The 12,983-nt window shown below is 45.9% G+C and carries 10 protein-coding genes; 6 read left to right on the plus strand and 4 right to left on the minus strand.

Features of this window, described 5'->3' with window-relative positions; genetic code table 11:
• Nucleotides 1-3 precede the first annotated feature (3 nt).
• Nucleotides 4-1,284, minus strand: a complete 1,281-nt coding sequence (locus tag MHN02_RS01135) for a sigma-54-dependent Fis family transcriptional regulator (RefSeq protein ID WP_239244292.1) — start codon at nucleotides 1,282-1,284, stop codon at nucleotides 4-6.
• Between the two features lie 155 nt (nucleotides 1,285-1,439).
• Here MHN02_RS01135 and MHN02_RS01140 point away from each other — a divergent pair, with 155 nt between their 5' ends.
• The 6 genes from MHN02_RS01140 (at nucleotide 1,440) to MHN02_RS01165 (ending at nucleotide 8,857) form a co-directional block, all read left to right on the plus strand.
• Nucleotides 1,440-2,045 carry a DUF3365 domain-containing protein gene (locus MHN02_RS01140; RefSeq protein WP_239244200.1) on the plus strand — a complete coding sequence of 202 codons (606 nt, stop codon included), beginning with the start codon at nucleotides 1,440-1,442 and terminating at the stop codon, nucleotides 2,043-2,045.
• A 327-nt stretch (nucleotides 2,046-2,372) separates the two neighbouring features.
• Nucleotides 2,373-3,953 (plus strand): cytochrome ubiquinol oxidase subunit I, encoded by a 1,581-nt coding sequence (locus MHN02_RS01145; RefSeq protein WP_239244202.1) that lies wholly within the window; start codon nucleotides 2,373-2,375, stop codon nucleotides 3,951-3,953.
• Nucleotides 3,950-5,086 carry a cytochrome d ubiquinol oxidase subunit II gene (gene cydB / locus MHN02_RS01150; RefSeq protein WP_014951150.1) on the plus strand — a complete coding sequence of 379 codons (1,137 nt, stop codon included), beginning with the start codon at nucleotides 3,950-3,952 and terminating at the stop codon, nucleotides 5,084-5,086. The genes MHN02_RS01145 and cydB overlap by 4 nt, the downstream gene beginning before the upstream one ends.
• 10 nt (nucleotides 5,087-5,096) lie before the next feature.
• Nucleotides 5,097-5,210, plus strand: a complete 114-nt coding sequence (gene cydX / locus MHN02_RS01155) for a cytochrome bd-I oxidase subunit CydX (protein WP_014951149.1) — start codon at nucleotides 5,097-5,099, stop codon at nucleotides 5,208-5,210.
• Between the two features lie 178 nt (nucleotides 5,211-5,388).
• Nucleotides 5,389-7,278, plus strand: coding sequence for an ATP-binding cassette domain-containing protein (locus MHN02_RS01160; RefSeq protein ID WP_239244204.1), 1,890 nt, complete (start codon nucleotides 5,389-5,391; stop codon nucleotides 7,276-7,278).
• A complete protein-coding gene (locus MHN02_RS01165) occupies nucleotides 7,268-8,857 on the plus strand; it encodes an ATP-binding cassette domain-containing protein (protein ID WP_239244206.1) in 1,590 nt (529 codons plus the stop codon). The genes MHN02_RS01160 and MHN02_RS01165 overlap by 11 nt, the downstream gene beginning before the upstream one ends.
• Nucleotides 8,858-8,876: 19 nt before the next feature.
• Here the strand turns inward: MHN02_RS01165 and MHN02_RS01170 are convergent, their stop codons facing one another.
• Genes MHN02_RS01170 through MHN02_RS01180 form a run of 3 tightly spaced genes read right to left on the minus strand, consistent with a single transcriptional unit; the run spans nucleotide 8,877 to nucleotide 12,825 of the window.
• The gene (locus MHN02_RS01170) at nucleotides 8,877-10,445 is read right to left on the minus strand and encodes a sugar porter family MFS transporter (protein ID WP_239244208.1); all 1,569 of its coding nucleotides are present in this window, start codon (nucleotides 10,443-10,445) and stop codon (nucleotides 8,877-8,879) included.
• Between the two features lies 1 nt (nucleotide 10,446).
• Complete coding sequence (locus MHN02_RS01175) at nucleotides 10,447-11,448, minus strand: LacI family DNA-binding transcriptional regulator (protein WP_239244210.1); 1,002 nt, start codon at nucleotides 11,446-11,448, stop codon at nucleotides 10,447-10,449.
• Between the two features lie 18 nt (nucleotides 11,449-11,466).
• Complete coding sequence (locus MHN02_RS01180; RefSeq protein WP_239244212.1) at nucleotides 11,467-12,825, minus strand: GH1 family beta-glucosidase; 1,359 nt, start codon at nucleotides 12,823-12,825, stop codon at nucleotides 11,467-11,469.
• Nucleotides 12,826-12,983 lie beyond the last annotated feature (158 nt).

A 12,983-nucleotide genomic window follows, 5' to 3' on the forward strand; every position in this document is an offset into this window, starting at 1 on the left:
TTTTTAAGTATCTCCAACCCCCGCTTTTTTCAGCTTTCTGTAAAGTGTACGGGTACTCACTCCCAGCGCTTGTGCAAGTTGCTGGGTATCGCCTTCAAAAGACGTGTGAACCTGACGTAAGTATTGGCGTTCCAATTCGTCTAAGGTTACAACGTTACCGTGAGATGAAGAGGCATCATTGATAGCATCAGAGCTTATGCTATCGAGCTCGGGTAAGTCTGTATCGTAAATAACGGTTTCATCAGCCAGTAAAATAGCTTGGTCTACAATGTTTTTGAGTTCGCGAATATTGCCTGGGAACGGGTAGTTGGTTAGTTTTTCTAGCGCGTTTTTATGAAACCGTTTTTTCTCTTTAGACATTGCCAAAAAGTGAGCGGCTATCAGTGCTATATCTGATCTTCTTTGTCGTAAAGAAGGGAGGTTGATAGGAAAACCGGCAATGCGGTAGTAGAGGTCTTGTCTGAATTCGCCCGTTTCCACCATGTGCTTTAAATTTTTGTGTGATGCACACACCAAACGAAAATCAGCCTTTTTAGACACTGTGCTTCCTACAGGTCGATAAGTTTGAGACTCGAACAGCCGCAGAAGCTTTACTTGTGTTGAAAGTGGGATATCGCCGACTTCATCAAAAAACAATGTGCCGCCTTCCGCTGCTTCTACGAGCCCTTTCTTATTTGTGGTAGCGCCTGTAAATGCCCCTTTTTCATAACCGAAAAGTTCGCTTTCAAGCAGCGTGTCAGACATGCCGGTACACTCGATGATAACAAATGGTTTGCCAGCACGGTGACTACTCGAGTGAAGTGCTTGGGACACCAGCTCTTTACCCGTGCCGGTTTCGCCAAACAGTAGTACTGAAATATCTGAGTTAGCGGCGCGATTTATTTTGTTTAACATTGCTTTAAATGCCTCTGATTCGCCGACCATCTTTCCTGCTGAAGGTCGGTTTGAAGCAAACGAAAGCTTATCAATTATTTCCAAGAAACCTAATAATTCTCCGCTACCGTCGAAGATCGGGCGCATGAGGATGTCGCAGTAGCTTTGACCCTCACTGGTGGTATGAACGTGTACTACGCTAGCCGCTCGTCCTGTGGCTTTACTCTCTTGCATGGGACAATGTTCGCCGCACTTATCGCAAGATTTACTGTTGCGATGAGAGACTTGATAGCAGGTACTAAAGCCAAGCTTTATATCCACAGGGTAGGTGTCTCTGTAGGGCTGGTTGACAGCTTCAATAACGTAGCTTGGGTTAATGAAGATTGCGGGTTTATCTATCGCATCTATCATCGCTTGTACTATGGATATATTCATGGGGCGCTGAATATTAATTTGTTCTAATTTGATTTTGGCAATTTATCATATTGGCATAGAGCTTGTTCGCTGTTTGAGACAAACGGCAATACTTGGGTAGCAACTCATTCAATTCCTAGGAGAGTTTTATAATGAAAAATGGCGTAATGCTGGTGGCGATAAGCTTATTGGCAAGTAGTGCTCATTCATTGGCAGACACAGCGACTGCCAATGAGAAACAAAGTGAAAATAGTGTGCAGGAAAAAGTCAAAGAAGCGCGACTACACGCAAAAGCGCTGGGAGGCGCGCTAAAATCACGACTACAGCAAGCAATTCAATCCGGAGGGCTAGAAGCTGGCGTTAACGAATGCCAGATCGCAGCGGCTCCTATTGCTCTGGCGCTCAGTCAAAACGGGTGGGAGGTTGGGCGTACCGCGCTGAAAGTAAGGAACCCAAACAATGCGGCAGATCAATGGGAGCGTGAGCAGTTAGCATGGTTTTCACAATTACTGACCAAAGCTAAGCAAGACAATTTGGCCCCTAAAAGACCTATTGAAACTTATCAATACGATAGCGAAAGCGGTGAGTTTAGGTACATGATGGCGATTGAACAAGGTCAGGTGTGCATGGCATGCCACGGAGCCAATGTGGCACCTTCAGTAAAACAATCCATTCTAAAGCACTATCCCAGTGATCAAGCTACAGGGTTTGAATTGGGAGAATTACGAGGCGCGTTCACACTCTCATATACCCCTTAACTTTTCCTTATACTCCACTTTTTGACAATCTGCTAAGCAGCCTTTCTCTTGTGCCATATTTGTCACCTAAATGACAAATATGGCGAATGCATCGCCATCAATTGTTGCGTTGGATCAATAAGCCACACGCTCGGTCGTGGAATAATTTATCTGCACAGTACGAAAATACCGCCGTTTATCGGTAATTGCGCTTTAGCAGCCAAATTACTGATGTATGGCATAAACCGTGCTCTTGCCATGCGGCATATTCATGTGTTCATCACTGAATTTTAAACCACTTTTCTGCTAAGCGTTTAACGCGCACACGAAATACAAGGGAGATAACCCATGAGCGATACGTTAATAGAACTATCGCGGTGGCAATTTGCATTAACTGCAATGTTCCACTTTATATTTGTACCCTTAACTTTGGGGCTTAGTTTCTTACTTGCCATTATGGAATCGGTATACGTAATGACGGGTAAAGAAATTTATAAGCAGATGACCCAATTCTGGGGAAAGCTGTTTGGAATTAACTTTGCCATTGGTGTAGCCACAGGCTTAACCATGGAATTCCAGTTCGGAATGAATTGGTCTTACTATTCTCACTATGTAGGCGATATCTTCGGTGCGCCACTTGCCATCGAAGGCCTAATGGCCTTTTTCCTGGAATCTACCTTCGTGGGGTTGTTTTTCTTTGGCTGGGACAAAATGTCAAAGGTGAAGCATCTGATGGCGACTTGGCTGGTGGCCATTGGTTCAAACTTCTCTGCACTGTGGATCTTGATTGCTAACGGCTGGATGCAATACCCGGTAGGCGCTGAATTTAATTTTGAAGCCATGCGTATGGAAATGACAAGCTTTGCTGAGGTTATTTTTAACCCCGTAGCACAGGTCAAATTTGTTCACACTGTATCAGCAGGTTACGTGACCGGCGCAATGTTTGTGTTGGCAATTTCAAGTTACTACCTGCTTAATCATAAGCATATCGCCTTTGCGCGCCGTTCGTTCGCCATAGCTGCTAGCTTTGGCCTAGCCTCAACGCTTTCTGTGATCGTGCTAGGTGATGAGAGTGGTTATGAGCTTGGTGATGTACAAAAAGTGAAGCTGGCAGCAGTTGAAGCTGAGTACGAAACCCATCCTGCACCTGCGCCGTTTACCGTGTTTGGTATTCCAAACGACGAGAAGCAGGAAACCGAGTACGCCCTTCAAATTCCTTGGGCAATGGGCATTATTGCTACCCGTTCGTTAACCGAAGAAGTAAAAGGTATTAAGGATCTTAAAGAAGAGAATCGCGAGCGTATTCTAAGCGGAATTAAAGCCTATGAAGTGCTTGATGATGTAAGAAACGGCACCGCGACAGCTGAGCAACGTGCTGCATTCGATGCAAATAAAGATAGTTTAGGCTATGCCATGCTGCTAGAGCCTTTTACTGAGAACGTTTCAAACCCCTCTGATGCCGCGCTTCAACAGGCAGTAGATTACAGCATTCCGCCAGTTGCTCCTTTGTTTTGGTGTTTCCGTTTGATGGTTGCGGCTGGCTTTATCATGCTTGCGCTATTTGTGTGTGCCTTTTACTACAGCACCAAGCACAAAATTACTAAGCCACGCTGGCTATTAAAAAGCGCGCTCTACGGCTTGCCGCTTCCTTGGATTGCTTGTGAGGCTGGCTGGTTTGTCGCTGAATATGGCCGCCAGCCATGGTCAATTGCAGAGGTGCTTCCGGTGCATACGTCGGTATCTAATCTCGCCGTAAGCGACGTGGTAATAACCCTTGTAGCCTACAGTGCTTTCTACACCGGCATGTTCATTATTGGTTTTTACTTAATGAAGAAGTTTGCCAAAAAAGGGCCGATTCCCCCTGCAGATAAGCAGCCTGACACTGAATTTGATCTTATTGACCTTGATGAGCAAGGAGCAAAAGCATGATTGATTATGAATTACTAAGAGTCATTTGGTGGTGCTTGGTTGGCGTTCTGCTAATTGGCTTCGCGGTTACTGATGGCTTCGATTTGGGCGTTGGAGCTCTGCTCACGCTTATTGGTAAAAATGACAAAGAACGTCGCGTAATGATAAATACAGTAGGACCGCATTGGGATGGCAACCAAGTTTGGTTTATCACCGCAGGTGGCGCTATTTTCGCCGCGTGGCCGATGATTTACGCCACTGCGTTTTCTGGGTTTTACCTAGCATTGGCCCTTACCTTAATTGCCCTTTGGATGCGCCCGATAGGCTTTGACTACCGCAGTAAACTACCAAACCCTCAGTGGCGTAAAGCGTGGGATTGGGCGCTATTTGCTGGCGGTATTATCCCAGCCCTTATCTTTGGTGTGGCGTTTGGTAACCTGCTGTTGGGCGTACCGTTTGAAATGGACAGCACGCTTAAATCAACCTACACAGGCTCGTTCTTTGGCCTTTTAACACCGTTTGCGCTGGTGGCAGGATTGCTTTCTGTGGCTATGTTGCTGAATCACGGTGCAACCTGGCTACAAATGAAAACCGATGGCTTTATTGAAGTTCGCGCACGTGCAGTATCGGTTGTGTTAAGCCTGGCTGGTGTCACGCTATTTGTACTTGCAGGTCTTTGGGTAGCATTTGGATTAGATGGCTTCGTGATTACGTCGGCAGTCGACACTATTGCAACGTCAAATCCACTTAAGAAAGAGGTTGCCATTGAAGCTGGAGCTTGGATGAGCAACTACAGCAAATACCCCCTTATGATGGCAGCACCTGTGCTGGGTATTATTGCGGGTCTGGCCTGTGCGCTTTTCTCTAAGAAAGGTAATGCAGGCATGGCGTTTGTATCGAGCGCGCTATTTATCGCAGGCGTTATCTTAACGGCTGGCTTTTCTATGTTCCCATTCTTAATGCCAAGCATCACCATGCCAGAAGCGAGCTTAACCGTATGGGACGCTACGTCTAGCCATATGACGCTAAACGTAATGTTTATCGTTGCCTGCATCTTTGTGCCTATTGTACTTAGCTACACGGCCTATAGCTTTTACGTAATGCGCGGACGCATTAAAAACGAAGACCTCGACCAGTCTCACACCATTTATTAAGGAGAACGCTATGTGGTATTTCGCTTGGATTTTAGGAGTTTTGCTGGCGTGCTCTTTTGGCATTATCAACGCCATGTGGTTGGAGTCGACGGAAAATATGGATAGACCCGAAGACCAAGAATAGAAGTGGAGGTAGGCTGGCCGCAAGGACACGGGGTGAACTCGTCCATGGGGGCTCTTCGGCAGCGTCCCTGCCGCTGAGGGTTCTTGCAGCCAGCCCACCACCACTTGGAAAAGAATGAAAAAGAAATGCAAAATTTGCTCTCATTACTAAGTCACGCAAAAGAAGAGTCTAAACCATAGTGATCAAAGAAAAAGTTCCCAACCGGCAAACGCTTAATGCGTGGTGCAATAAGATGGATAAGGCGCAGTCGCTTGGCTTGCGCACTTCGCTTATGGCGCAAGTAGTGGTTAAGTGTTTGTCGCTTTTTTCTTTGATTATTGGGTTCTATTATTTTTCACATATTGCTCATGACTGGGTAGTAAACCAGACTCTTGCAACAGCGAGTGATGTCACAGGACTTGCCGTTTGTTTGGGAATGAGTTGGCTGCTTCAAGGCGCATTCAATGCCTTATCTAGTAGTGCAAAAATGCAGGTATTAAATAAGCTAGAACAGCGCTTGCAGCAGGTTTTCATCGAGCGTCAATATGCGCTTATTCGCCAGCACTCGGTTTACTATTGGCAAACGGTGTGGCTGCAGCACTTACAGGCTTTTGCTGACTGGGCACTTGAATATCGAGTGCAGCAAATGATTGCAGTTGTTGTCCCCTTGTTTGCTTTAGCCGTTATCTTTTATGTGAACCCCGTTGTAGGAATTGGCTTATTACTAACATTGCCGGTAGTGCCGCTTTTTATGATTATTGTGGGCAAGGGAGCCGCTGCCCTACATCGAAAGCATTTTATCGCCCTTGAACGTTTGGGAAGTTTATTTACTGATAGGTTAGCCGCGCTGCCGATGCTGGCAAATTATCAGGCGCATCAAAAACAAACAGCCCTGCTTAAAGATGCCAGTGAAAACTTGAATGCGCGAACTATGAAAGTAGTGAGCGTAGCGTTTTTGTCCAACAGCGTGCTCGACTTTTTTGCAACACTCGCAGTTGCACTTACGGCAGTATTTATTGGTTTTTCACTGTTAGGTGAATTGAGTATTGGGCCGGAGATAACGCTCCAGCAGGGCTTATGGATATTGCTGACCGTGCCATTGTTACTCAGTGAAATGAAAAAGCTGGGGCAGGTATACCATCAAAAGGCGCAAGCAGAAGCCGCCAAAGCTGAACTCGCGCCGTTATTCTCGCGCTTCACACAAAATCTTGATGGTAGTGCAGTGAACCCGGTCAACGCTGACACAACCCACCATTATTCATCAGAACACGAGGTATTGCTTACGGCTAACAACCTTAAGGTTTTTGACATAAACGCCCAGCAACCTCGCTCGCCGAGCGGTAAGGATAAATCGGCTGTTGATGCTCCTCCTGCACTTCTGCATGCTGAATCCCTCGTAGTATTAAAGGGCGATAAAATACTCATTAGCGGGCGCTCTGGTTCAGGTAAAACACTATTATTAGAAGCCTTAGGCGGTCAAAGGCCTAGCACACATAAATTCAGTGAACCGGTAATTTGGATTACCCAGCACCCCGTGATCACGCCAGGTACCGTGCGTGAAAATCTGTGCTTAAACGACACCTATACAGACGACGCGCTTATGAAAGCGCTAGAAGCAGTAGAACTTGACTTGTGGCTGTCGTTATTGCCTTTGGGGCTTGATACGGTAATGACTGATTATCCGCTGCTTTCAGGTGGAGAAGCGCAACGGCTGTCGCTAGCGAGAGCGCTGTTGCGCAAAGACGATATATGGTTACTAGACGAGCCTACAGCCCATTTGCCAGATTCCCAGCATGCAAGATTGGCACAGTTAATTGAACGTTTGGGTAGAGACAAAACACTGATTTGGGCTTCTCACAAAGCACTCCCTGCAAACTGGTTTAACCGCTTTTGGACGGTATCGCGAAGTACGAATGAACAAGACGCCATTTCCAACTCAAACTTCAACTCAATGTCAAAATCAGAGGCAGGGCTTAAAAGCAAAATTGGCGCTGTACAAGACGAGCACCTACAAGGCTGTAGCAGCGTGACGGAAACGAGCTTTAAGACGAATGCCAATCAAAAGGAACGTAGCCTTGATGAAAAGTAAACCGGCTTATCTCACGCTACTGCTTACTCTTTTACACGGTGTGGCAGGAATAACCATTCTTGTTATTTCTTCGTGGTTTATTGCTATCAGCGCTATTGCACCTGTAGGTTTTAACTACGTTATTCCCGCGGTGGTTATTCGCGCGCTAGCACTACTTCGCATTGCTTCGGGATATGCCAGTATGTGGGTGGGTCATAACGATTTGCTTACCCGTATCGCAGAGGGTCGCTTGCTTGTATTCAGTCAACTTGAAAACAGTAAAATTTCCGACAAAGCGTTCACAACAGAAGCATTAGCGCAGCATACCGAAACGCTTGCCAGTCGGTGGATTGCTTGGATAGCTCCGCTTTCTAACATCACATTTATATTCACAAATCTTTGCATTGTTGCAGTATGGTTTGACCTTCCCGGCACGTCATATTTACTTACACTTTTTGTTATTTGGCTCTTCATCGTTGTGCTGCAAGGCTTTATTGGTTTAAACGTTGCGGAAAAAGCGACAAAGGAAAATAAAGTGTTTCGCCAAGAGTCAGCCGACTTCCTTAACTGCAGCGCTTTATGGCACTTAAATAAAACAATGACAGATAAGCCGCAGGAAGAGGGTGGGCATGTGATCAATAGTGTGCCGAGTGCTGACAGGGTGTGGCGACAACAAACTACGCAGAAAGACAAAGCGCAACGCGCGAGCTGGTGGTTTCAAGGCGCGGCATTTTTCGCGGTAGTGTTAGTTATGTCGGGCGCAGTAAGTCCAATATCTGACTTTTCGTATATGCCTATTGCTATTGTTGTGCCCATGATATTGATGGCTGCGCCTGATTGGGCTGGTGCAGCTTTTCACAGCATTACCAAGTTTGCACAGCACAAACAAAGCGCGAAAGCCCTTAAGAAGCTCAAAACCTCACCCATTAAAGTACTTGAACGCACCGAACTGCACCATTCACTTACGTTATCTGATTATACTGCCAAAAATAGACGCTTACCTTTGATCAATGCTACATTCCCAGCCACTGGCATCGTATGTATATCCGGGCCGTCAGGCTGTGGTAAGTCATCTTTGCTTCAGTCAATTGCGGGGGTTGTGCCTTCTACTGGACTTAAAGAAGTGGATGGCATGCGTATAGCCGATGGCTTAATTAAAAACTGGCGCTATGTGGAACAAGAGCCAATAGTGCTTTCTGGCAGTGTCTCTTCAAATTTAGACCCTGCCGGAATGGGTATTCCCCTTGATGACATGACTAACCTGTTAGCTCAATTAGGGCTAGAGGCACTGTTGCCGTTGTCTATGTGGGTTGGCAAGGCGGGTAGGACGCTCTCTGGGGGAGAGCGTAAGCGACTAGCCTTAGCGCGCGCTATTTTATCTCACGCAAAAGTGTTGCTTGTTGATGAACCCTTCGAGGGCTTGGATGTGACTACTCAGCATAAAGTGTGTGAGGTATTAAATCGCTACGCTGCCAACCATCTCATCCTAGTTGCTTCTCACGTTACGCCAAGCGCGTTAAATGTATCATCAACACTACTATTAGAAGAGGCGAGAATGGATAACCTTTGTGCAGGTCAGCATGCTATCAGGTTGCCTTAATATACAGGATTGACCTCAGCTAAGCGGATCGCTCAAATTCTTCCGTGATTTCTTCCAACGTTCTTCCTTTTGTTTCTGGGAAGAACTTAGCAACTAATATCAGGCTGACTAAGGCAAACACACCGTAAATTGCAAACGTGGCCGCGGCTCCCAAGTTGGCCAACTCCCAAGGGAAAACAACTTGAACTAGAAAACTGGTGAGTGAATTCACCATGCCAACTAATGAAATAGCCAAAGCGCGGGTTTGATTCGGAAAAATTTCAGCAAGCATTGCCCACATCACTGGGCCAAGAGACATCGCGAACGAAGCAACAAACGCAATAATGCCAAACAACACTAAAGGTGCATTCATATTAATACTGCTAGTTAGCAATGGTTGCTGATACGCATCGTATTCGTCGCTGGTAAGTGTGGTCTTTAGCGTGCGCTTAAACTCAACGTCTGAATAGTAAATATCGTTGGTTAGTGGAGTTAGCTTTATTGCCACACTCGGCGCATCTTGCTGTATTTCGTTTATGGCCGTTTGCTGTACTTGATATGTCGCCTGTTTAAAGCCATAGGTACAAATAGACATGCTGATCACTACGCCAGTTAAGCCAATCAGCAGCAGCGGTTTTCTTCCCCATTTATCAATAGTTAGCATAGCAACCACGGTAAATGCTACGTTAACCAAGCCAATCCATACAGCCTGCATAAATGCCGCATTGGTACCTACACCGCTTTGTTCAAAAATCGTGGGCGCGTAAAAAAAGATAACGTTAATGCCGGTAATTTGCTGAGCAATGGCAATAATAATGCCCACCATTAACGGAAATCGCATGGCCTTCGCCTTTAGAAAGCCTAGGCGTTCACGAAAAGGCCACGACTTTTCTTTAAGTGAAGACGCTATATCTTCAACAAGAGCGCTGGCTTGGGCTTTGTCGAATAAGCGATTTATTACCTGCTCCGCCTCTTTGTTCTGGCCTTTCAATACGAGCCACCTAGGGCTACGTGGAATAGTAAACAGTAAACCAAACCATAGTGCAGCGGGAATAACCTCCAAGCCCAGCATGTAGCGCCACAAATGCGTATCTAAACCCCATTCAGCAACCCAACCTGCACCGCTGTTACTCAGCTGTAGCAGGTAATAGTTGGTGAAATAGGAAAGGGCGAAGCCAAATACAATATTTAGCTGGTTCACCGACACCATTTTGCCTCGGTTTTCTGGAGCGCTTATTTCCGAAATATACAGCGGGGCAATGATCAGCGAACAAAACGCAATGCCGCCAATAAAGCGAGAAAGCACTAATAGTTCGAAATTAGGGGCTAAGGCTGAGCCGACAGAAGAAAGCAGGTAAAGGAAAGCGACAAGAATGAGTGCTTTGCGCCTGCCAATAGCGTCGCTAACGCCGCCGGCAAATAGCATGGCAATTAGCGCGCCTAGTGTTGGTGAGCTTACGACGAAGCCTTGCTGCCAGTCGCTTAGGTTAAATTCGGCATCGATAAAGCCATTGGCTCCTGCTATCACACTGGCATCGAAGCCAAAAATAAACCCTCCAAGAGAGACAATGAGTGTGTAATACAGCGACGGAGACAGGGCTTTATTCATTTTATAATTTGCCTAATGTGTCCCTATTTATTACTTCGGGTTCAAATAGGTGCTCAATAGGAATGGGGCTTTTTATGTCATAAACATGTTGTAGCACCCAATAAGCAGCCATTTCTCCCATAGCGTGAATAGGGTTATTAATGGTAGTGAGTTTTGGATAAAGGTAGCGCGAAAACAGTACGTTATCGAAGCCAATGATAGAAAGCTGTGACGGTATATCAAATCCCGCTTCTCTTGCGGCGGTCATTGCACCAGAGGCCATTTCGTCGTTCGCGCATACCAATGCGGTAAAGTCAGAGAATGTTCTCTGAAGATGCTGCATGCCTTCTTGGCCTGATGACTCGTGGAAGTCACCTTCAAAGACACTGTTTTCACGAAAGGTAACCCCTGCTTCTTGAAGGGCTCTTTTGTGACCTGCCAGACGATCGCTCGCATCCTTTTTAAATAGCGGGCCGCTAATGTACGCAATCTTTTTGTGGCCTGCATCAATAGCAGCTTTCGTTGCCATGTAACCGCCTCTTTCGTTGTCCACAACAAAGCAGTTCTCGTCGAGAGCGTCCACTTTTCGGTTTATCACAACAACGGGGATCTTACTGTCTACTAGTGTTTTTAAGTAGTCATCGGAGACGGCTTCAGCGTGAAGAATCAAGGCATCGCAACGGCGGCTTTTTAAAAACTCAATAGCTTCGTGCTCGCGCTTTTCATCCACATGACCGGCGGTAATAATAACGTGCTTACCGTTTTGTTTAAGCACATGTTCTACCGTACTCATCAAGTCGCCAAAGTAAGAGCCGTGCAGTTCTGATACGAGCAAACCGACGCTGTTAGTGCGGTTTGACGCAAGAGATTGAGCGATGGCATTGGGTTGATATCCCAACGATGCCATAGCATCCTCTACTTTTTTGCGGGTGCGCTCGCTTACCTTCGCGTTGCCATTCATTACGCGAGAAACGGTAGCTAACGAAACACCTGCGGCCTCTGATACTTGGTAAATTGTTGCCATACGGTTTGGTACTTGTCCTTATTTGATACCGCTAATGTACCCATTTATCCGGCTCTTAACCAGTTTTGAATAAGCCAAAGCGCTTTGTTTTGGCGTACGTTTTTGGGTTGCGTAGTCGACATAAACTATGCCGAAACGCTTTGAATAGCCCAGTGCCCACTCAAAGTTGTCCATTAAGCTCCATGCAAAATATCCGCGTATGTCTACGCCTTTTTCTATTGCTTCATTTACCGCATTTAAATGGGTGTGGAAGTAGGCGGTACGCCCATTGTCCAACACTTCCCCATCTATGAGCTCATCATCCATTGCTGCTCCGTTTTCAGTGATGTAGATAGGCGGTAAGTCGTAGCGTTGGTGCAAATCAACAAGCAGCTCGGTAAAGGCATCAGGAGTGATTTCCCAGCCCATTGCGGTTAACTCGGTTGTGGCTGGAGGCACAATTTCAAACCAACCATTGCCGTCACTTTGATACACAGTGCGGGTGTAATAATTAATGCCTAAGTAATCGATTGGTTGGCAGATAATAGCCATATCACCTTCCGTAATGTCGGGCTTAACGTCGGGAGCGAGCTTATCGATAATGTCTGGATATTTGCCTTCAATAATAGGTTTTAGATACCATTGATTGTGGTAATCATCGGCGAGTTTGGCGGCGTGTATGTCTTCGGGTGAATCACTTTTTGTATGGCAATTGCTAAAGTTAAGTACGATACCGTTTTGGCTTTTTGGGCAAACTCGGTTAAGCACCTTCAACGCTAAACCGTGAGCAAGCAATAGGTGATGCGCTGCCTTTCGACCATTTGCCATGCCTGTCTTTCCAGGTGCATGAATGCCTGCCTCATAACCCAAATAGGCTGAACAAAATGGCTCATTTAATGTCGCGTAAGAGTGGACTTTTTCGCCCAACGTGTTTGCTACGGCTTCAGCATATTTTTCGAATTCATAGGCTGTGTTGCGATTAAGCCAGCCACCATTGTCTTCAAGGTGTTGCGGTAAATCCCAGTGATAAAGCGTCACGAACACTTTCATGCCGCGCTTGATAACTTCATTGACTAAGTTTACGTAAAAGCGCATGCCCACTTCGTTTACGCTACCGTCCTGTTTCATCACTCGCGGCCACGAGATAGACAGCCTATAAGCATCAACACCAAGAGAATCAATTAGCTCTACATCTTGTTTCCACAAATCTATGTGGTTACAGGCAATGTCACCATTAGTGGCATCAGTAATGGCATTTTTCTTTTCGCAGAACGTGTCCCAAATACAATCTAATCTTCCTTTTCTGTCTCCCTCTATTTGGAAACTTGATGTAGCCACACCAAACAAAAAGTCTTTCGACAACATCATTGAATTGGATGGAAGGTTAATTTCTTGCATCGTGGGTATGTCCTGACTATAACAATTTTTTCATATTAACCCTGCGCTAGACAGGGCAAATAACATCATATTTACATTGAATTCGATTACGCTTCGTGTAATTATCTCTTCAATGTAAGCGCTTACAAAATCATTTGTAGTTAGATGTAAGCGCTTTC

Source organism: Alteromonas sp. CNT1-28 (genome assembly GCF_022348345.1).
GTDB lineage: Bacteria > Pseudomonadota > Gammaproteobacteria > Enterobacterales > Alteromonadaceae > Alteromonas > Alteromonas macleodii.